The organism is Paracoccus sp. S1E-3, assembly GCF_013868135.1.
Classification (GTDB): Bacteria; Pseudomonadota; Alphaproteobacteria; order Rhodobacterales; family Rhodobacteraceae; genus Paracoccus.
Map to the genome: position 1 here is coordinate 985055 of NZ_JACEMU010000004.1, position 18669 is coordinate 1003723.

The following is an 18669-nucleotide window of genomic DNA, read 5'->3' on the forward strand; positions in this document are numbered from 1 at the left end:
ACCCGACCCGTTGCGCGCAGGCCACGCCTCGGACCGCGCGGCCGCCCGGTCGTCGGCTTTGCCTTGATTACTGTTTTCCTGATGGGCAGATGCGTGTTACCAAAAAATGGATCGCCTGCCCCGATCCCCATTTCAGGATATGCCCATGAAATTCGCCCTGCCGCTGATCGCTGCCCTTGTCGCCTCGACCCCCGTTTTCGCGCAGGACACGATCGGCACCGGCCCGAACCAGATATCGGTCGATATCGGTCTGGGCGCGGCCTACAAGCCGACCTATCAGGGCTCGGATGAGTTCGAGGCAACGCCCTGGCTGATCATGCGCGACCTGCGCCTGCGGGGCTATGGTGCGGGCGAGAATTCGGGCTTCTCGATTTCGCCCAACGTCAATCTGGTCGGCAAACGCAATGCCGATGACGATGAGCGGCTGGAGGGGCTGGACGAGATAGGCTATGCCTATGAGCTTGGTCTGAAAGCCACCTACAATGTCGGTCAGACCACCGCCTATGCGACCATGCGCAAGGGCTTCGGCGGGCATCACGGCATTACGGGCGCACTGGGCGCGACCTATCGGTTCGAGACCACCGACCGGATGACCTTCTGGGCCGGTCTGGAAGCCGGTTACGGCAATGACAGATATAACGAGACCTATTTCGGCGTCAGCGATGCCGAGGCCGCGCGCACCGATTACAGCGCCTATACGCCGGGTGGCGGTTTCAACTCTGCCGCCATCAGCCTGGAGGGGCGTTACCAGTTGGCCCCCAATACCGCGATCATGGGCGAAGTGAAATTCTCGCGCCTGATCGGCGATGCGGGCGACAGCCCGATCGTGGAGGACCGCAACCAGCCCTCGATCAAGCTGGGCATCGTGCGGACGCTGAACTTCGCCTTCTGAGAATTTGGCGCGGGGCAGTCGTCAAATGTCGCGCCGTATGGCCAGCCGCCAGACCAACATCAGCAGCGGCATCATCGCCGCTATGCCCATGGCGACCCAGATCATCTGGACCGGCGCGGGACGAAGCTGAACGATCAGCCAGATCGCGCCCGGCAACATCAGCAACAGACCCGGAATCGTGCCCGGCGCCAGACTGCCCAGCTACAGACTTTGGCCCAGTTGCGCGACGGCGGCGCCAGCAAGTGCGCCTGCCAGCATCAGGACCAGCCAATCGAGGCCAAGCCAAAGCCCCGCCACTAGAAGAAGCGGCACCGCGACGCTGACGATCGTCACGGCCCGGCGTCTCCCCCGCTGCAGCGAGGCCGCATCGCGGCGGTTCAGAAAGCCCGGAACCGGGGGGCCGCCGCCGCGCAGTTCGGCAACATTCTGGATGAGGAAAGCGGCGATCAGCGCGACCGCGGCCAGCCAGACCATCAGCCCGCCACGCCGCGCAGCAGTCTCTGCCGCGCGGGCGGGATGGCGGCGACCTCCAGCCCGGTGAAGACGTGCAGCGTGCCAAGCTGGTCATCCACCACCGCATGGTCGCTGACCCAGCCGCCCATCAGCAGATAGGTGCGCAGAAGCGGCGGCAGCTCCGCCTGCGCGCGCCGGAGATCGGGCTTGAACCGCGCCAGCGCGCGCGCGAAGCGGAACACTTTTGGCGCCTTCACCCGCGGCAGCCAGCGCCGTGGCGCCAGATGGCGGTCCTTCAGCAGCGCGAAAGCGTCGGCATAACCCTGCGTTTCCGTGCCGATGAAGGAGGAGCAGCCGAACAGCAACTGCACCCCATGCCGGTCGACATAGCCCGTCATCGCCCCCCAGGCCAGCCGCAGGATATCGGGATCGCCATGTTCGGGATGGATGCAGAAGCGCCCCATCTCGACCATCGGACCGGGAAAATCGCGCAGCCGATCCAGATCATAATGTCGCGCGGAATAGGAGCGGCCAATCTCGGCGCCGCTTTGCAGATGCAGAAAGCGGAAGGTTGCCAGCAACTGGCCGCTGCGGCGGTCCTCGATGAGGACATGGCGGCAATCGGCGTCGTAATCATCGGCATCGACGGCCGCCCCGTCGTCGCAGGCCCCGCGCTTGCCCATGAAGGCCAGCCAGCGCAACCGTTGTGCGGCCTGAAGATCGGCCTCGGTCGCTGCCTCGCGGGCCTGAAGGTGACCCTTCCCGAGCATCATCGCCTGCATCTAACCCCGCTTCGCCGGTGCTGGTCCCGCCTCTGCATATTCCGCTGTTGTAACGATGGCGCAACAGAAGAGTTTCGCAATGCGGGCGCCGCACCCCGGTCATGAATTCCCGGCGCCTGTCCGCCGCCAGCTGCTCGGCGGCGGCCGCAGCCCGGAAAGTCTCACTCCAAGGGTCGGTGCGGGGGCAGATGATCGCCCAGCACGTCCTCGATATACAGACGCTGAACCAGCACCATCGCGACCACCATCAGCGGTGCTGCGACCAGAATGCCGGGCAGGCCAAACAGCACGCCGAAGGCGATCACCCCGAAGATCGTCATCACCGGCGGCAGCCCGGCGGCGCGGCGCTGGATCAGCGGCATGATCACATTGCCCTCCAGCTGCTGGATCACGATGAACAGAATCAGCACATACAGCGCGTCGCGCGGCCCCTGAGTCAGCGCGAACAGCACCGCGGGCGTGCCGCCGATGAAGGGGCCGATATAGGGGATGGCATTGGTGATCCCGGCGATGATCCCCAACGCCAGCGCCAGCGGGATTCCCAGCATCCACAGACCGAAACCCGACATGACGGCCACCACCACCATGTCCAGCGATTGCCCGGCGAGCCAGCTCCACAGCTTGTCGCCCAGTTCCTTGAGAATGGCGGCGGCGCGGGGCCGGTGGCTGATCGGCACCAGTTGCAGCGCGCCCTGAATATAAGGGCCGGGATTGATCGCGAGGAAGATCGCCACGGTGACGACCAGAACGAGATTGGCGATGCTGCCGGTGGCGGCGTTCAGCGTTCCGCGCAGAAAGCCGAGAAGCCCGTTGAAGGTGCTGGCCGAGGCCCGCGCCGCCTCGCCCGACTGGGCGGCGCGGGCGCCCTCGGAAACCTGATCGATCACCAGATTGCCCAGCGTCGAGGTGCTGAGCCAGGCCATGACCTGCCGCCAGGCCTCCGGCAGGGCGGCGATCAGCTGGCGCATCTGCTGGGTGATCTGGGGGCCGGCATTCATGATCAGCGCCATGATCGCCATGAACACCAGCGTCATGACCAGAAAGACGCCCGCAGTCGGGCTGATCGGCAACCAGTGCGACAGATAATTGGCCGACATGCGCAACGCGATGGCCACCAGCACCGCGGCGAAGCCCATCAGCAGCACGAAGGACAGTTTCCAGACCATGACCAGCCCGATGCCGATGGCGAAGACCGTCAGGATTGTCGCCAGCGGCACCGGCCGATGCGCGACCCTCAGGCCGGTGCCCGGATGGCCGGTCGGCGTGGGTTCGGAATCGGGGCGTTCAGATGATGTCTGCATGGCCGCTTCCTGACGGATCGCAGCGCGAGACGGTCGCGCCGCGCCTTCCTGCGTCGGGCAGATCAGTCGATGACGCTGCCCGGATTGAGATTGCCGATACTGCCGAGGATCTGGCGAATCGCACTGAACGAGGTGACGCTCGAATCGGTCACCCGCCGCGACAGCACCACGATCCGGCCCTGCTCCAGACCGAAGCGCTCCACATTCGCGACGGTTCCGTCTGGCGTGAAGGTGATGGCGACGACCTCGCGCGAGACCTCGGTCGGCCGCGTCGGTCCATAATGGCGCCAGCGCGATCCAACGTAATACCAGCCCGATCCCGCCAGCAGACCCTGCGAGGATGGGCGCCCGATCAGGGTTTCCAGATCCATCTGCGTGGTCTGACCGACCACCACCTGCGCAAGGTCTTCGGCGGGCGGGATATAGCCATGATGGCGATAAATCGGCACGCAACCGGAAATTACCAGCGTCAGCGCAAGAACAATGCTGCGGATAGAAGTCATACGTCGATATTCCCGCCTCGTGCACGGCCCCGGTTGACGCCGCTCACGAGGCTTAGCAAACTCGGGCGGGCCGCTCAAGAACATCACGGCCAAGTGTCCGTATCCGTTTGGAAAGCCGCAATGAACACATCGAATCCCCTGCCGGAACGGCTGCGGGTCTCTCATCTCTCGCCCAGCCGCCCCAATCCGTTCGATCTGACGCCCGATGCGTCTGCACGCCGCGCCATTGCCGATGATCTCGACCTGCTGGACCTGCCCGCCTTCCGTTTCGAGGGGGCGATTCGCGCCTCCGGTTCGGATGCCTGGGCGCTGACGGGGCAGTTGCGCGCAACCGTCGTGCAGGCCTGCGTGATCACGCTGGCGCCGGTGGAGACCACCTTGACCGAGGATGTCTCGCTGACCTTCTCGCCCCATGTCAGCACCCCGGACGAGGAAGAAATCGAAATGGGCGATGAAACCGTCGAGCCCCTGGGCCAGTGGATTCAGCTGGGCGACATCGCGCTGGAAGCATTGGCGCTGGCGCTGCCGACCCATCCGCGCGCGCCGGGGGCCGAGCTGCCCGACGACGTGCAGGACGACAGCGGGGAAGACGAGCCTCGCCGCCCCTTTGCCGGTCTTGCCGATCTGATGAAGGCGAAAAAGCCCGATCAGGACTTGTAGGGCGCCATGCCCGCGCGGGCGAGTTCGTCCGCGCGTTCGTTTTCCGGGTGCCCAGCATGGCCCTTGATCCACGCCCATGTGACCTTGTGGCGCGCCTGCGCCGCGTCCAGCCGCTGCCATAGATCGACATTCTTCACCGGCTTGCGGTCGGCGGTCTTCCAGCCGTTCCGTTTCCAGCCGTGAATCCAGCTTGTCACGCCGTTCTTCACATAGGCCGAATCGGTGGTGATGGTGATGGCCGAGGGCCGGGTCAGCGTCTCGAGCGCGGAAATCGCCGCCATCAGCTCCATCCGGTTGTTGGTGGTGTCGGCCTCGCCGCCGGACAGTTCGCGTTCCTTGACGATGGTGTCGCCATCCATGGCGCGCAGCAGCGCGCCCCAGCCTCCGGGGCCGGGATTGCCGGAACAGGCCCCGTCGGTCCATGCAAATAAATCGTTCATGCGGCGGCTTCTAGCCGAAGCCGGGGGCAAGCAAAAGCGCCACCGCAAGAATGGTGAAGCCCAATTTCAGCCGCGGCCACCATTCGGGCACCAGCCCGACGCGCGCCGCCCAGAGATCCGGCACGAGAATCGCCACCAGGCCAAGGATCTCTGCCCGCATCAGTTCGGCGGATCCGATCCAAAGCCCCGCCCCGGCCTGAACCAGCCACAGCGCGGCGACGCCCATAACCGGCACCCCGACCGCCGCATAGGCCAGCGGCCAATGCCTGCGCAGCACCGCCGGCGCGGCGATCAGCCCGCTGGACAGGCCAAGCAGCACCAGCCCCCACAGCAGCGCCTCCTCTGCGGCCGAACCGACCCAGCCCTGACGATACCCGGCCCAGAAGACCACCAGCGGCGACAATGCCAGCGCGGCCAGCCCCCAAGCCGCCAGCGGCGGGCGGCGGTCGGGGGCGACGGGCTTCACGCCCGCTCGGCCGCGAGTTTCAGGCCGAGAAGCGCGAAGCTGGCCGCGAAGGCGCGGCGCATCCAGTTCATCGCGGTTTCGCTGGACAGCAGCCGCTGGCGCCCGGTCGCGGCAAGCGCGGCATAGCCCAGAAAGACCGCGAAGGTCATGGCGGTGAAGCCGGCGCCCAGTTGCAGCAGGGTGCCCGTGCCCGCGTCCTTCGGCATGAATTGCGGGATGAAAGCCACGAAGAACAAAGGCAGTTTCGGGTTGAGGATATTCAGAAGGATGCCGCGCCGCACCAGTTCGGCGGGCGTGGCCGGGGCGGCCGGACGGACCGACAGGCCGCCGTGATCCTTCAGCACCGCCCAGGCCATCCACAGCAGATAGGCGACGCCGGCGAATTTGATGATCTGGAACAGCACGGCACTGGTATGCAGCACCGCCGCGAGGCCGGCCATGGCGACGACCATGTGCAGGATGGTGGCGATGGTGCAGCCGACCGCCGCCCAGAACCCGGCCCGGAACCCGCCGCCAAGCGTGGTCGACAGCGTATAGACCACGCCGATCCCCGGCGCGAGACAGACAATGAAAGCCGTCAGCAGGTAATCCCAGTTCATCCCTTCGGTCCCCCCGTTCAGGCCGGATCAGGCGCCGTTCAGGAGCCGATAGCCCGGCAGCGCGGCAATGCGCGCGATCCACGCATTGATGCCCGGAAAGCGGCTCATGTCAAACCCGCCCTTGGTCCCGGCCGAATGGGTATAGCCGTAGAGACAGATATCGGCGAGGCTGACGCCCCCGCCCACCAGCCAGTCATGGGCCGACAGCCGATCCTCCATCACCTGCAGAAGCGCGTGGCCGCGATCCAGCAGGTCCGCCATGCGTTCCGGCGTGGCGAGGTGGCGGCGCGCTGGATAGAATTGCAGCGCGCCGCGCACGGCGACGACGCCCTCATGCTGGTTCTGTTCCCAGAACATCCAGGCCAGCATCTCGGCGCGTTGGAACGGATCGGCGGGGGTGAAGGCGGTGCCCTCGCCCAGCCAGCACAGGATGGCGTTCGATTCGGGCAGCAGGCGGCCGTCGTCCAGTTCCAGCACCGGAGCCTTGCCGAAGGGCAGACGGCCCTCGACCTTGGCGCGGGAAAGTTCGGGCGAGCTGTCCTCGACATCGACGATCTCGGCCCGGCGCCCCAGCAGCGCCAGCAGCAGCCGGACCTTGTAGGAATTGCCGGAGGACGGCATCGAATAGAGTTTCATCGTGATTTCCCCAAGAGTTGCGCCGGATCGGCGGGATGCGGGGATAAGGCCCGATCAGGCTGGTTCGCGCAAGACGCGGGGCACCTTGAATTCGACATTTTCCTGCGCCGTCTCGACGATCTCGACGGTCACGTCGAAGCGGTCGCGAAAGGCGTCGATGACCTCGTTGATGAGCACTTCCGGCGCACTGGCCCCGGCGGTGACACCAACGGCACGGATGCCCGCCATCGCCCGCCAGTCGATCTCGGCCGCGCGCATGACCAGCTGGCTGTAATCGCAGCCGGCGGCCTTGCCGACCTCGACCAGACGGCGCGAGTTGGAACTGTTCGGCGCCCCGATCACCAGCAGCGCGTCGATCTTGGGCGCCACCGCCTTGACCGCCGCCTGCCGGTTGGTGGTGGCGTAACAGATGTCTTCCTTGGCCGGCCCGACGATGGCCGGGAACCGCGCCTGCAGGGCCGCAACGATGGCGGCGGTGTCATCCACCGACAGCGTGGTCTGGGTGATGAAGGCCAGCCGCGCCGGATCGCGCGGGGTGATGCCTGCCACATCCTCGACGGTTTCGACCAGCAGCACCTCGCCCTCGGGCAACTGGCCCATGGTGCCCAGCACCTCGGGGTGCCCGGCATGACCGATCATCACCATCTGCAGGCCCTCGGCATGGTGGCGCTCGGCCTCGACATGGACCTTGCTGACCAAGGGACAGGTCGCATCGACGAAGATCATTTCGCGCCGCCGCGCCTCGGCCGGGACCGCCTTGGGCACGCCATGGGCGGAAAAGATCACCGGGCGGTCATCGGGGCATTCGTCCAGTTCCTCGACAAAGACCGCACCCTTGTCGCGCAGCCCGTCGACGACGAATTTGTTGTGCACGATCTCGTGGCGGACATAGACCGGCGCGCCCCATTTCTGCAGCGCCATTTCAACGATCTTGATCGCCCGGTCCACCCCGGCGCAGAAGCCGCGCGGGGCGGCGAGATAGAGCATGAGCGGGGGTTTGGCGTGTTCCATGCCGAGGAGTTAACCCGGATGCGGCGGAAAATCCAGTGGACCCGCCACCCCCTGCGCGGCGTTGTGACCCTGAACCCCGGAAATGGAGATGCCAGATGAAACGCCTTCTCAGCACCGCCGCAACCGCCCTGCTCGCCGCCACGACCGCCGGCGCCGAACCTTGGCCGCAGGGCGAGCCGAATACACAATACCAATCCGCCTTTCCCGAACAGACACGCGCCCCCGCCATGCAAAGCGGGATCACCCTGAAGGCCGAGCCGCTGGTAGAGGGGCTGGATCACCCCTGGGCGGTCGAGCTGTTGCCGGACGGATCGGCGCTGATCACCGAGCGCCCTGGCAGGCTGAAGCTGTACAAGGACGGCGCCGTGACCGATGTGACGGGCATCCCCGAGGTTTCAGCCAAGGGTCAGGGCGGCCTGCTGGACGTGGCGCTCGCGCCCGATTTCGCGACCTCGCGTATCATCTATCTCAGCTATGCCGAACCGCGCGAGGGCGGCAACGGCACCGCTGTGGCGCGGATGAGACTGGCCGATGACGGCGCCTCGGTCGAGGATGTGGCGGTGCTGTTCCGCCAGCAGCCGACCTATGATGGCGACAAGCATTTCGGCAGCCGCGTGGTGCCGAATGCCGATGGCACGCTGTTCATCACCCTTGGCGAGCGTTCGGACGTGCCGATCCGCGACACAGCGCAGGATCTTGCGAACCATCTTGGCAAGCTGATCCGCATCGACGCGAACGGTCAGGTGCCGGCCGACAACCCCTTCGTGGGCTTGAAGGATGTGCAGCCCGAGATCTATGCCAGCGGCCTGCGCAATGTGCAGGCGGCGGCGTTGGACGGCGACGGGCGGCTGTGGACGATCGAGCATGGCCCGATGGGCGGGGACGAAGTGAACCGCCCGGAAATCGGCAAGAATTACGGCTGGCCGGTCATTTCCTACGGGCTGAATTACGACGGCACCCCGGTGAACGAAGGCATCACCACGCGCGAAGGGATGGAGCAGCCGCTCTATTACTGGGACCCGGTGATCGCGCCCTCGGGGGCGGATTTCTATGACGGGCCACTGTTCGCGGACTGGCAGGGCGATCTGCTGATCGGGGCCATGAGCCCGCCCGGATTGGTGCGGCTGAAGCTGGACGGCGACAAGGTCGTGGGCGAGGAAAGGTTCGATCCCGAGATCGGGCGCATCCGCGACGTGCAGGTCGCCGAGGACGGGGCGATCTGGGTGGTCACCGACGAGGACCGGGGCGGTCTGTATCGCCTGACCCCGAATAGCTGAGGGGAAACGGCACTATGATCGCGCCTTTCTGGCGCGTTGTCACCTTCGCAGCACCATTCGGGCGTGACGCCGCAGATCAGGCGGAACGGGTTCTGCCGGGGCTCAGGTCTCGGCAGGTGCCTGGGGGGCACGCGGCGGCACGGTCATTTCGCGCGGCGGCCGGCCGATGATGTCGCGCAGGGCGTCCAGTTCGATGAAATTGTCGGCCTGACGGCGCAATTCATCCGCGATCATCGGCGGCTGGCTGCGCGTGGTGGACACGACCGAGACCCGGACACCCTGGCGCTGCAGCGCCTCGACCAGCGGACGGAAATCGCCATCGCCGGAAAACAGCACCGCGTGATCCATCCGCGGCGCGAGTTCCATCGCGTCCACCGCCAGTTCGATATCCATGTTGCCCTTGATCTTCCGCCGGCCCATGGCGTCGGTATATTCCTTGGCCGGTTTGGTCACCAGCGCGAAGCCGTTATACTGCAACCAGTCGACCAGCGGCCGGATCGGCGAATATTCCTCGTTTTCCAGCAACGCGGTATAGTAGTAAGCTCGAAGCAGCTTGCCGCGCCGCTCGAATTCCTGACGCAACAGCTTGTAGTCGATGTCGAAGCCAAGCGATTTTGCCGCCGCATACAGGTTGGCGCCATCAATGAATAACGCCAGTCGATCGTCCTTGTAGAACACGTAATCTCCCTCGACACGCCTCCTCCGACGCGCCAAATGTTAATTGCAACTGCTGGAAACGAATGCCGAAACCAGAATGGATGCCAAAATAGCCGTCATTGCCCTTGGGTCAAACTTGTCTTCTTCGGCAGGTTCGCCTTTCGAAACCCTGCAACATGCGCTGGCGGCACTTGGCCGGCAGCCGGAACTGTCCTTGCGGGCAGTCTCGCGCTTCTATGCCACGCCCGCCTTCCCGGCTGGCAGCGGCCCCGACTATATCAATGCCTGCGCCCTGCTGCAGAGCCGCCTGCCTGGGCCCGATCTGCTGGCCCTTCTGCACCGGATCGAGGCCGATCTGGGTCGCCGCCGAAACGGCGCGCGATGGGCGGCGCGGGGGATCGATCTGGACCTGCTGGCGCTGGAAGATCAGGTCGCGCCCGACGCCGCCGGCCAGGATCTCTGGCGCGCCCTGCCCCCCGAACGCCAGCGCATCGAGGCCCCGGCCGAACTGATCCTGCCCCATCCCCGCCTGCAGGACCGCGCCTTCGTGCTGGTGCCGCTTGCCGACATCGCGCCGGGCTGGCGTCACCCCCGGCTGGGCTTGACGGTGGCGCAGATGCTGGCGGCGCTGCCCGCCGCCGACCGGCAATCGGTGAAGGTTCGCCTTGACAAACCGCCCTCCAGTCGACAGATAACCGGTTCCGCCTCTGATCTGATTCGAACCGAAGGGTGATTCATGGCTCGCGTGACCGTCGAAGATTGCGTTGACAAAGTTCCGAACCGCTTCGACCTTGTGATGCTCGCAGCACATCGCGCCCGCGAGATTGCTACCGGCAGCCCGCTGAGCGTCGATCGCGACAACGACAAGAACCCCGTCGTCGCCCTGCGCGAAATCGCCGAGGAAACCCAGCAGGTCGACGATCTGCGCGAACGGATGATCGAATCCAGCCAGACCCAGATCGAGGTCGACGAGCCGGAGGAAGATGCCATGGCCCTGCTGCTGGGTGCCGAGGTCGACCGGCCCAAGCCCGCCGATGAGGAATCGGAAGAACGCATGCTGCGCATGATGCTGGAAGCAAACGAACGGAACTAAGGCGAAACGAGGTCTTCGATTGGAAAAATTCGACGTCGAAGACCTTCTTGCGCTGATCCGCAACTACAACCCGCGCACCGACGAAAAGCTGATCCGCTCGGCCTATGAATACGGCCAGCGGATGCATGAGGGGCAGTTCCGCCACTCGGGCGAGCCCTATTTCACCCATCCCGTCGCCGTCGCCGCCATCCTGACCGAGATGCGGCTGGACGATGCGACCATCGTGACAGCCCTTCTGCATGACACGATCGAGGATACCCGCGCCAGCTGGTCCGATGTGGCCGAGAAATTCGGCCGCGAGATCGCCGATCTGGTCGATGGCGTCACCAAGCTGACCAATCTTCAGCTGACCGGCAGCCATTCCAAGCAGGCCGAGAATTTCCGTAAGCTTTTCATGGCGATGACGCGCGATCTTCGCGTCATCCTGGTGAAGCTGGCGGACCGGCTGCACAACATGCGCACGATCCGGGCGATGAAGCCCGAAAAGCAGGTCAAGAAGGCCCGCGAAACCATGGATATCTATGCGCCGCTGGCCGGGCGCATGGGGATGCAATGGATGCGCGAGGAGCTGGAGGATCTGGCCTTCAAGGTCATCAATCCCGAGGCCCGCAACTCCATCATCCGCCGCTTTCTGACGCTGCAGAAGGAATCGGGAGATGTGATTGCCCAGATCACCGCCGATATCCGGGCCGAGCTCGACCGCGAGGGGATCGAGGCCAATGTCTATGGCCGCGCCAAGCGCCCGTTCAGCGTCTGGCGCAAGATGCAGGAAAAGCAGCTGACCTTCTCGCGGCTGTCCGACATTTACGGCTTCCGCGTCATCGTCGGCACCGAAAGCGAATGTTATCGCGCGCTTGGCCTGATCCACCGCCGCTGGCGCGCCGTGCCGGGGCGGTTCAAGGATTACATCAGCCAGCCCAAGGCCAACGGCTACCGCTCCATCCACACCACCGTGACCGGCCGCGACGGCAAGCGCGTCGAGGTGCAGATCCGCACGCGACAGATGCACGAGGTGGCCGAGGCCGGCGTCGCCGCGCATTGGTCCTATCGGGACGGCGTGCGCTCGACCAACCCTTTCGCGGTCGACCCGGCGGAATGGATCACCCAACTGAACGAACGGCTGGGGGGCGAGGATCACGACGAATTCCTCGAACACGTCAAGCTCGAGATGTATTCGGATCAGGTCTTCATCTTCACTCCGAAGGGCGACGTGATCCAGTTGCCGAAGGGCGCCACGCCGATCGATTTCGCCTATGCCATCCATACCCGGATCGGCAACAGCACCGTGGGCGCCAAGGTCGACGGCATCCGCGTGCCGCTGTGGACACGGCTGAAGAACGGCCAACTGGTGGAGATCATCACCGCCGCCGGTCAGCGCCCGCAGGCGGCGTGGCTGGAAATCGTCCAGACGGGCCGCGCCAAGGCCGCGATCCGGCGGTCCCTGCGCGAGGAGGATCGCGCCCGGCTGATCCGTCTCGGCGCCGAACTGGTGCGCATCAGCTTTGAACATCACGGCCGCCGCGTCACCGACAAGGCGCTGCGCACCGCCGCCTCGAAACTGGCGCTGCCCGATGCGGACGAATTGCTGGCCCGGATCGGCTGCGCCGAAATGTCGGCGCAGGACGTGCTGACGACGCTCTACCCCGAGCTGGAAACCAGCAAGGAAACCATCGATCCGAAGCGCCCGGTTGCAGGGCTGGAAGCCGATCAGACGTTATGCCGCGCCGAATGCTGCCAGCCGCTGCCGGGCGAGCGCATCGTCGGCATCACCTATCGCGGGCGCGGCATCATCATCCACTCCATAGACTGCCCGGCGCTGGCGCAGCTGGACAGCGAGGAAGATCTGACCCGCTGGGTCGACCTGCATTGGCGCGAAGGCCGCCACCCGGCGGCCTATGCGGTCACGCTCTCGGTGACCATCCGCCACGATGCGGGCGTGCTGGGCCGGATCTGCACGCTGATCGGCAGTCAGGGGGCCAATATCTCGGATCTGGTCTTTGCCGACCGCAAGCCCGACTTCTATCGCCTGCAGATCGAGGTCGAGCTGCATGGCGTCGACCAGCTGCACGCCCTGCTGACGGCTCTCGAGGCGGAATCGGATGTGGCGCAGGTCAGCCGCCTGCTGCGCCCGGAACTTGCCCCCTGACGGCGCGTTGACGCCCAACCCCAACCAGTCGTGACCTGACCCCGCCCCGATGTTCAAGCGCCGAAAGCCCCGCAGCTATTCCCAGATCGCGACCGAGATGGTCTATCCCCGTGGCGGCTGGCTGCGGGCCTCGCAATATGTGCTGCACCGGGTCCGCCGCCTGCCCGACCAGCCACACAAGATCGGACGCGGGGTGGCGGCGGGCGTGTTCATCTCGTTCACACCGCTGCACGGCTTTCACTTCCTGATCGCCGCCGCCATCGCATGGCTGATCGGCGGCAACATTCTGGCGGCGCTTCTGGCCACGTTCGTCGGCAACCCGATCACCTTCCCCTTCATCGCCTATGCGGCGACCTGGCTGGGACGGCTGATCCTCGGGATCGAGGGGAAGCTTTCGGCCAAGCTGATCTTCAATGATTTCGCCGACGCGACCGCGCAGCTCTGGAACAATATCGGCGCGCTGTTCGGGCCGGGCGAGGCGCATTGGGACCGGCTCTATTCGTTCTTCCACGATATCTATCTGCCCTATCTGGTCGGCGGGGTGATCCTCGGCACCTTGGCGGGCGTCGCTTCGCATTACATGACCGTGCCGGTGATCCGCGCCTATCACCGCCGCCGCGCCCGCAAGCTGGCCCAGCGGATCGAAAAGATCCGCAGCGCCGGGGCGGCTGCCCAATCGGCAAAGCCGCCCGCGGACGAGAATTAGGGCTTTTCTTCATCCCGGCCGCTTGTATAGTTCCGCACATGACCCGGACTCGACCCATAGCCACGACCCGCGACGCGCAGATCGGCGCGCGTTTCGCCGTGAGCCTCCGCGGTCTGCTGCTTCTTACGCTGCGCTGAGCGGGTCCCGCCGGGCCGCCGCTCAGTCAGGTCACGCGCCCGGCCCCACAGCACAAATCGACCCAAAGCAGAAGAAGCACCACCATGAGCGACAAGAACCGCGTCTATATTTTCGACACCACGCTGCGCGACGGCGAGCAATCGCCCGGCGCCACCATGTCTCATGCCGAGAAGCTGGAAATCGCCGCCATGCTGGACGAGATGGGCGTCGACATCATCGAAGCCGGCTTTCCGATGGCCTCCGAAGGTGATTTCAACGCCGTCTCCGAAATCGCCCGCCAGACGAAGAACAGCGTGATCTGCGGCCTCGCCCGCGCGCAACTGCCCGATATCGACCGCTGCTGGGAGGCGATCAGGCACGCCAGCCGCCCGCGTATCCACACCTTCATCGGCACCTCGCCCCTGCACCGGGCCATTCCCAATCTGGACATGGACCAGATGGCCGACCGCATCCACCAGACGGTGACGCATGCCCGCAATCTCTGCGACAATGTGCAATGGTCGCCGATGGACGCGACCCGGACGGAACATGACTACCTGTGCCGGGTGGTGGAAATCGCCATCAGGGCGGGTGCGACCACCATCAATATCCCCGATACCGTCGGCTATACCGCGCCACGCGAATCGGCCGACCTGATCCGCATGCTGCTGGAACGGGTGCCGGGCGCGGACCAGATCATTTTCGCCACCCATTGCCATAACGATCTGGGTATGGCGACGGCGAACAGCCTCGCCGCCGTCGAGGCCGGTGCGCGCCAGATCGAATGCACCATCAACGGTCTGGGCGAGCGCGCCGGCAATACCGCGCTCGAGGAAGTGGTCATGGCCATGCGCGTGCGCCATGACATCATGCCCTATGATACCGGCATCGACACCACGAAGATCATGGGCATCTCGCGCCGGGTGGCGCAGGTCTCGGGCTTTCCGGTGCAATTCAACAAGGCCATCGTCGGCAAGAACGCCTTCCTGCATGAAAGCGGCATCCATCAGGACGGCGTGCTGAAAAACGTCGAGACCTTCGAGATCATGCGCCCCGCCGATATCGGGCTGAACGAGAACAATATCGTGCTGGGCAAGCATTCGGGCCGTGCGGCGTTGCGTTCGAAGCTGGCCGATCTGGGATTTGAGGTCGGGGACAATCAGTTGAAGGACCTGTTCGTCCGCTTCAAGGCCTTGGCCGACCGCAAGAAAGAGGTCTATGACGACGATATCGTCGCGCTCATGGCCGACAGCGCCGCCAATACCGGCGATGATTACCTTCAGGTCAAGCATCTGCGCGTGATCTGCGGCAGCGATGGGCAGTCGGCCGATCTGACGCTGGTGGTGGACGGCCAGGACCAGACCGCCTCGACCACCGGCGACGGGCCGGTGGATGCGGTCTTCAACGCGGTCCGGCAGATCTATCCGCATGACGCGCGGCTGCAGCTCTATCAGGTTCATGCCGTGACCGAGGGCACCGACGCGCAGGCCACCGTCTCGGTCCGAATGGAGGAGGAGGGTCGCATCGCCACCGGGCAGGCCTCGGACACCGACACGATCCTCGCCAGCGTCAAGGCCTATGTCGGCGCGCTGAACAGGTTGCGGGTGCGCCGGGGACAGGTCGGCCCCGACGCGGACGCCAAGCAGGTCAGCATGTATTCGCATTAAGCGCCCGGACCGGAAGGATCGGTGCCAAGCAGTGGGGCGGTTCTCTGGGCCGCCCCTTTCGTTTCGGCAAAGTCCGGATCAGCCGCGTGAAGGAAGGGGAATTCGACCATGGGCAGGCCGTTGAATTCCGGCACACCACCCCTGTTCCCGGCCCGATCAGGGATCGAATATGCAGCCCAGATCCTGATGCAGCAGGAATGAGAAATCGTCCTCGGCAAGGCGCAGGAATTCACCGGGCGGGATTTCGACCGCGTTCCGGGGCCAGTTTTTCTGCTGCTCGGCCGCAGTATCGCCAGCATTCCAGCGCAGGATGACGAAATTCTGCCCCTCGACGCTGGTCATCGCGTGAATCTCCTGCGGAATCAGGCGGTGCCTGAAGGCGAAGATGCTTTGACCGGGATCGGTCAGCCGCACCGCCGCGCCAGCGCCGATGAAGGGAAGATGCGCGCGCCAATAGCTGACCTCCTCAGCCCCGTAGCGGCGGATGAGCAGGCCGCGCGGGAAGCTGATCGCGAAGCGGGGCAGTTCGGCAAGCCGCCGCGCCTCGCGCCGCAGCCGGGCGATGAAATGGCGGCTGAGCGCATCGTCATCGTCGATCCTGAATTGCAGGACAGGACCGCCATTCGCCCGGGCCGCCTTGCGCAACGGTCGCATCAACGCCGCGCCGACATCCTCGGCAGATGAGACGATGATGCTGATCTGCGAAATCCCTGCGCAGAGATCGTGCAGGCGCTGCATCCAGGGTTGCGGCAGCGAGTCAGAGGTCAGCATCCACAGCGAGAAGTCAGGATCGGTCTGCGCACGGATGGATGGCAGCAGCAGTTGTTCAAAGGCCAGAAAGCGCCGCTCCAGCCGTTCGGAGGCGTATAGCGCCAGGCGCTGCTTCTCGCGCCGCGCGGGTGTATGCTGCCAAGGTTCCCGCCCGCCGACCCAATCGTCCCAGCCGAGAAACGAGAACCGGCAAATGCCGACAATTGCCTCACCCAAGGAAAATACCACTACCTACACCCCGTTAGCCGCCACGCTACGCAGCCCGCGACAGAGGGTCAAGCGCGCCACGTGGCTGCGACCGGCATCTGTGCAGCCCGGTTGACCCTGTGATGACGATCGCTGGCCATTCTCGCCAGCGAATCCGCGCCACGCTGCGAATGACAGGGGTTTCAGTAGGCCGCGCCAGCCTCTATATGAGGCGACAGCCTGCGGTCCGGGGCGACTCGGGCGGCGGGGCAGGATTTGGGCAAAGCCGGCGGAAGTCCGGTATCGAAGGGTAAGGCAGGATGGCGTTCTTCGGGCTGTTTTCGACGGATATTGCAATCGACCTCGGGACGGCGAACACGCTCGTCTATGTGAAGGGCAAGGGGATCATCCTGAATGAGCCCTCGGTCGTGGCCTATCATGTGAAGGACGGCAAGAAGCAGGTCCTGGCGGTGGGCGAGGATGCCAAGCTGATGCTGGGCCGCACCCCCGGCTCGATCGAGGCGATCCGCCCGATGCGCGAAGGCGTCATCGCAGATTTCGACAGCGCCGAGGAAATGATCAAGCACTTCATCAAGAAAGTGTTCAAGCGCACCAGCTTCTCGAAACCCAAGGTCATCGTCTGCGTGCCCCATGGGGCGACGCCAGTGGAAAAGCGCGCCATCCGCCAGTCGGTGCTGTCGGCGGGGGCCCGCCGCGCCGGGCTGATCGCCGAACCCATCGCGGCGGCCATCGGCGCCGGCATGCCGATCACGGAACCAACCGGCAGCATGGTGGTCGATATCGGCGGCGGAACCACCGAGGTCGCGGTCCTGTCGCTGGGCGATGTGGTCTATGCGCGTTCGGTCCGCATCGGCGGCGACCGCATGGACGAGGCGATCATCAACTATCTGCGCCGCAACCATAACCTGCTGATCGGCGATCAGACGGCCGAGCGGGTGAAAACCTCAATCGGCACCGCGCGCATGCCCGATGACGGGCGCGGCGCCACCCTGCCCGTGCGCGGCCGCGACCTGCTGAACGGCATCCCGCGCGAGCTGGAAATCACTCAGGCCATGGTGGCCGAGGCGCTTGCCGAACCCGTCCAGCAGATCTGCGAGGCGGTGATGGTGGCGCTGGAAGCCACGCCGCCGGATCTGGCGGCCGATATCGTGGATCGTGGCGTGATGCTGACCGGCGGCGGCGCGATGCTGGGCGAGCTGGATCTGGCGCTGCGTGAACAGACCGGCCTGTCGATCTCCATTGCCGACCAGCCGATGAGCTGCGTGGCGCTTGGCACCGGCAAGGCGCTGGAGTTCGAAAAGCAGCTGCGCCACGTCATCGATTACGACAGTTAAGCCGGGATCGGCGCGATGGCGCGCAAGGGTTACGACTTTGCCACCCCTGTCCGCCGCATCCTGATCGGGCTGCTGGGCCTGTTTCTGCTGGCTTTGTTCCTGTTCTGGCGTATCGACAGCCCACGGGCCGAAGCGATGCGCGCCGAATTCGTCGACCGCTTCGTCCCCGGCTTCGAATGGGCGATGACGCCGCTTACCCAGGTGACGCGCATGGTTTCCGGGCTGCAGTCCTATGCAAGGATCTACGAGCAGAATCAGGAACTTCGCCGCGAGTTGCAGAAGATGCAGGCGTGGAAGGAAGCCGCTGTTCAGCTGGAACAGGAAAACGCCAAGCTGCTGGCGCAGAACAATGTGCGGCTCGATCCCTCGCTGACCTCGATCACCGGTATGGTGCTGACCGACAGCGGCACGGCGTTTCGCCAGTCGGTGCTGCTGAATGTCGGCCGGCGCGACGGCGTGGTTGACGGCTGGGCGGTCATGGACGGCCTGGGACTGGTCGGTCGCATTTCCGGCCTCGGCCAACAGACCAGCCGGGTGATCCTGCTGACCGATCCCTCATCGCGCATACCGGTCAAGATCCAGCCTTCGGGCGAAAACGCACTGCTGACCGGCGATAATTCCACCCTGCCGACGCTGGACTTCATCGAGCGCCCGGAAAATGTCCGTCCCGGCGACCGGGTGGTCAGTTCGGGCGATGGCGGGGTGTTTCCGCCCGATATTCTGGTCGGCCAGGTGGCGCAGGACTCGGATGGCCGGCTGCGGCTGCGCATGGCGGCCGATTATGGCAGGCTGGAGTTCCTGCGCGTGCTGCGCAGCCACCCGGCCGAACGGCTGGAGGATGGCGGCGCGCTGGTGCTGCCGCCCGACCCCGGCCTGATCGGCCCGCAGCTGCCCCCCGCACCCGCTGCGCGGCCCGAATCCGCCGCGGCTGCCGCACGGTGAGGGCGCATC

The 18669-nt window shown here is 65.3% G+C and carries 22 protein-coding genes; 10 read left to right on the forward strand and 12 right to left on the reverse strand.

Going from position 1 to position 18669, the window contains the following annotated elements; translation table 11 throughout:
• Nucleotides 1-145: 145 nt before the first annotated feature.
• The gene (locus tag H1S04_RS04860; RefSeq protein ID WP_255435451.1) at nucleotides 146-892 is read left to right on the forward strand and encodes a MipA/OmpV family protein; all 747 of its coding nucleotides are present in this window, start codon (nucleotides 146-148) and stop codon (nucleotides 890-892) included.
• Between the two features lie 21 nt (nucleotides 893-913).
• On the opposite strand, the gene H1S04_RS04865 is transcribed toward H1S04_RS04860, so the two are convergent.
• From H1S04_RS04865 to H1S04_RS04885, 5 genes are all read right to left on the reverse strand, one after another.
• Nucleotides 914-1057 (reverse strand): hypothetical protein, encoded by a 144-nt coding sequence (locus H1S04_RS04865; protein WP_181744402.1) that lies wholly within the window; start codon nucleotides 1055-1057, stop codon nucleotides 914-916.
• A gap of 36 nt (nucleotides 1058-1093) precedes the next feature.
• Nucleotides 1094-1366: a hypothetical protein gene (locus H1S04_RS04870; protein WP_181744403.1), complete on the reverse strand. Its 273-nt coding sequence runs from the start codon at nucleotides 1364-1366 to the stop codon at nucleotides 1094-1096.
• Nucleotides 1366-2127 (reverse strand): GNAT family N-acetyltransferase, encoded by a 762-nt coding sequence (locus tag H1S04_RS04875; RefSeq protein WP_181744404.1) that lies wholly within the window; start codon nucleotides 2125-2127, stop codon nucleotides 1366-1368. The genes H1S04_RS04870 and H1S04_RS04875 overlap by 1 nt, the downstream gene beginning before the upstream one ends.
• Before the next feature lie 161 nt (nucleotides 2128-2288).
• Nucleotides 2289-3428 carry an AI-2E family transporter gene (locus tag H1S04_RS04880; RefSeq protein WP_181744405.1) on the reverse strand — a complete coding sequence of 380 codons (1140 nt, stop codon included), beginning with the start codon at nucleotides 3426-3428 and terminating at the stop codon, nucleotides 2289-2291.
• 62 nt (nucleotides 3429-3490) lie between these two features.
• A complete protein-coding gene (locus H1S04_RS04885; protein WP_370470487.1) occupies nucleotides 3491-3877 on the reverse strand; it encodes an outer membrane protein assembly factor BamE in 387 nt (128 codons plus the stop codon).
• 174 nt (nucleotides 3878-4051) lie between these two features.
• Between H1S04_RS04885 and H1S04_RS04890 the strand changes: the two genes are divergently transcribed.
• Nucleotides 4052-4591: a DUF177 domain-containing protein gene (locus H1S04_RS04890; protein ID WP_181744407.1), complete on the forward strand. Its 540-nt coding sequence runs from the start codon at nucleotides 4052-4054 to the stop codon at nucleotides 4589-4591.
• Here the strand turns inward: H1S04_RS04890 and rnhA are convergent.
• From rnhA to ispH, 5 genes are read right to left on the reverse strand one after another with little or no spacing between them, the layout of a single operon-like run.
• Nucleotides 4579-5031, reverse strand: coding sequence for a ribonuclease HI (gene rnhA / locus H1S04_RS04895; protein WP_181744408.1), 453 nt, complete (start codon nucleotides 5029-5031; stop codon nucleotides 4579-4581). The genes H1S04_RS04890 and rnhA overlap by 13 nt on opposite strands.
• Before the next feature lie 10 nt (nucleotides 5032-5041).
• Nucleotides 5042-5497, reverse strand: a complete 456-nt coding sequence (locus H1S04_RS04900) for a hypothetical protein (RefSeq protein ID WP_181744409.1) — start codon at nucleotides 5495-5497, stop codon at nucleotides 5042-5044.
• The gene (locus H1S04_RS04905; protein WP_181744410.1) at nucleotides 5494-6096 is read right to left on the reverse strand and encodes a LysE family translocator; all 603 of its coding nucleotides are present in this window, start codon (nucleotides 6094-6096) and stop codon (nucleotides 5494-5496) included. Before H1S04_RS04905 ends, H1S04_RS04900 begins: the two co-directional genes overlap by 4 nt.
• 27 nt (nucleotides 6097-6123) lie before the next feature.
• Nucleotides 6124-6732, reverse strand: coding sequence for a glutathione S-transferase family protein (locus tag H1S04_RS04910; RefSeq protein ID WP_181744411.1), 609 nt, complete (start codon nucleotides 6730-6732; stop codon nucleotides 6124-6126).
• Between the two features lie 54 nt (nucleotides 6733-6786).
• Nucleotides 6787-7743 (reverse strand): 4-hydroxy-3-methylbut-2-enyl diphosphate reductase, encoded by a 957-nt coding sequence (gene ispH / locus H1S04_RS04915; protein WP_181744412.1) that lies wholly within the window; start codon nucleotides 7741-7743, stop codon nucleotides 6787-6789.
• Between the two features lie 95 nt (nucleotides 7744-7838).
• Here ispH and H1S04_RS04920 point away from each other — a divergent pair, with 95 nt between their 5' ends.
• Nucleotides 7839-9020, forward strand: a complete 1182-nt coding sequence (locus H1S04_RS04920) for a PQQ-dependent sugar dehydrogenase (protein ID WP_181744413.1) — start codon at nucleotides 7839-7841, stop codon at nucleotides 9018-9020.
• A 102-nt stretch (nucleotides 9021-9122) separates the two neighbouring features.
• Here H1S04_RS04920 and H1S04_RS04925 read toward each other — a convergent pair whose 3' ends face one another.
• Nucleotides 9123-9698, reverse strand: coding sequence for an NYN domain-containing protein (locus tag H1S04_RS04925; protein WP_181744414.1), 576 nt, complete (start codon nucleotides 9696-9698; stop codon nucleotides 9123-9125).
• Between the two features lie 76 nt (nucleotides 9699-9774).
• On the opposite strand from H1S04_RS04925, the gene folK reads away from it, so the two are divergent.
• The 5 genes from folK (at nucleotide 9775) to H1S04_RS04950 (ending at nucleotide 15406) form a co-directional block, all read left to right on the forward strand.
• Nucleotides 9775-10410, forward strand: coding sequence for a 2-amino-4-hydroxy-6-hydroxymethyldihydropteridine diphosphokinase (gene folK / locus H1S04_RS04930; protein WP_181744415.1), 636 nt, complete (start codon nucleotides 9775-9777; stop codon nucleotides 10408-10410).
• A gap of 3 nt (nucleotides 10411-10413) precedes the next feature.
• A complete protein-coding gene (gene rpoZ, locus H1S04_RS04935) occupies nucleotides 10414-10770 on the forward strand; it encodes a DNA-directed RNA polymerase subunit omega (protein WP_181744416.1) in 357 nt (118 codons plus the stop codon).
• A 19-nt stretch (nucleotides 10771-10789) separates the two neighbouring features.
• The gene (locus H1S04_RS04940) at nucleotides 10790-12916 is read left to right on the forward strand and encodes a bifunctional (p)ppGpp synthetase/guanosine-3',5'-bis(diphosphate) 3'-pyrophosphohydrolase (protein WP_181744417.1); all 2127 of its coding nucleotides are present in this window, start codon (nucleotides 10790-10792) and stop codon (nucleotides 12914-12916) included.
• 49 nt (nucleotides 12917-12965) lie between these two features.
• A complete protein-coding gene (locus H1S04_RS04945) occupies nucleotides 12966-13622 on the forward strand; it encodes a DUF2062 domain-containing protein (protein ID WP_181744418.1) in 657 nt (218 codons plus the stop codon).
• Between the two features lie 221 nt (nucleotides 13623-13843).
• Entirely contained in the window at nucleotides 13844-15406 is a 1563-nt protein-coding gene (locus H1S04_RS04950; RefSeq protein ID WP_181744419.1) for a 2-isopropylmalate synthase, read from the forward strand.
• Nucleotides 15407-15562: 156 nt separating this feature from the next.
• Here the strand turns inward: H1S04_RS04950 and H1S04_RS04955 are convergent, their stop codons facing one another.
• On the reverse strand, nucleotides 15563-16405 hold the full coding sequence (locus tag H1S04_RS04955; RefSeq protein ID WP_298946225.1) for a glycosyltransferase: 843 nt from the start codon (nucleotides 16403-16405) through the stop codon (nucleotides 15563-15565).
• A gap of 278 nt (nucleotides 16406-16683) precedes the next feature.
• On the opposite strand from H1S04_RS04955, the gene H1S04_RS04960 reads away from it, so the two are divergent.
• Nucleotides 16684-17718 carry a rod shape-determining protein gene (locus tag H1S04_RS04960; RefSeq protein WP_181744421.1) on the forward strand — a complete coding sequence of 345 codons (1035 nt, stop codon included), beginning with the start codon at nucleotides 16684-16686 and terminating at the stop codon, nucleotides 17716-17718.
• Between the two features lie 15 nt (nucleotides 17719-17733).
• Nucleotides 17734-18660 carry a rod shape-determining protein MreC gene (gene mreC, locus H1S04_RS04965; RefSeq protein ID WP_181744422.1) on the forward strand — a complete coding sequence of 309 codons (927 nt, stop codon included), beginning with the start codon at nucleotides 17734-17736 and terminating at the stop codon, nucleotides 18658-18660.
• The last annotated feature ends 9 nt before the right edge of the window (nucleotides 18661-18669 follow it).

What these genes read in the sequence shown, in the direction of transcription:
- H1S04_RS04905 (WP_181744410.1), bottom strand. Translation starts at nt 6,096, where the DNA reads ATGAACTGGGATTACCTGCTGACGGCTTTCATTGTCTGTCTCGCGCCG.
- H1S04_RS04945 (WP_181744418.1), top strand. Translation starts at nt 12,966, where the DNA reads ATGTTCAAGCGCCGAAAGCCCCGCAGCTATTCCCAGATCGCGACCGAG.
- mreC (WP_181744422.1), top strand. Translation starts at nt 17,734, where the DNA reads ATGGCGCGCAAGGGTTACGACTTTGCCACCCCTGTCCGCCGCATCCTG.
- H1S04_RS04920 (WP_181744413.1), top strand. Translation starts at nt 7,839, where the DNA reads ATGAAACGCCTTCTCAGCACCGCCGCAACCGCCCTGCTCGCCGCCACG.
- H1S04_RS04875 (WP_181744404.1), bottom strand. Translation starts at nt 2,127, where the DNA reads ATGCAGGCGATGATGCTCGGGAAGGGTCACCTTCAGGCCCGCGAGGCA.
- H1S04_RS04870 (WP_181744403.1), bottom strand. Translation starts at nt 1,366, where the DNA reads ATGGTCTGGCTGGCCGCGGTCGCGCTGATCGCCGCTTTCCTCATCCAG.
- ispH (WP_181744412.1), bottom strand. Translation starts at nt 7,743, where the DNA reads ATGGAACACGCCAAACCCCCGCTCATGCTCTATCTCGCCGCCCCGCGC.
- H1S04_RS04890 (WP_181744407.1), top strand. Translation starts at nt 4,052, where the DNA reads ATGAACACATCGAATCCCCTGCCGGAACGGCTGCGGGTCTCTCATCTC.
- H1S04_RS04960 (WP_181744421.1), top strand. Translation starts at nt 16,684, where the DNA reads ATGGCGTTCTTCGGGCTGTTTTCGACGGATATTGCAATCGACCTCGGG.
- H1S04_RS04880 (WP_181744405.1), bottom strand. Translation starts at nt 3,428, where the DNA reads ATGCAGACATCATCTGAACGCCCCGATTCCGAACCCACGCCGACCGGC.
- rnhA (WP_181744408.1), bottom strand. Translation starts at nt 5,031, where the DNA reads ATGAACGATTTATTTGCATGGACCGACGGGGCCTGTTCCGGCAATCCC.
- H1S04_RS04950 (WP_181744419.1), top strand. Translation starts at nt 13,844, where the DNA reads ATGAGCGACAAGAACCGCGTCTATATTTTCGACACCACGCTGCGCGAC.
- rpoZ (WP_181744416.1), top strand. Translation starts at nt 10,414, where the DNA reads ATGGCTCGCGTGACCGTCGAAGATTGCGTTGACAAAGTTCCGAACCGC.
- H1S04_RS04910 (WP_181744411.1), bottom strand. Translation starts at nt 6,732, where the DNA reads ATGAAACTCTATTCGATGCCGTCCTCCGGCAATTCCTACAAGGTCCGG.
- H1S04_RS04860 (WP_255435451.1), top strand. Translation starts at nt 146, where the DNA reads ATGAAATTCGCCCTGCCGCTGATCGCTGCCCTTGTCGCCTCGACCCCC.
- folK (WP_181744415.1), top strand. Translation starts at nt 9,775, where the DNA reads ATGGATGCCAAAATAGCCGTCATTGCCCTTGGGTCAAACTTGTCTTCT.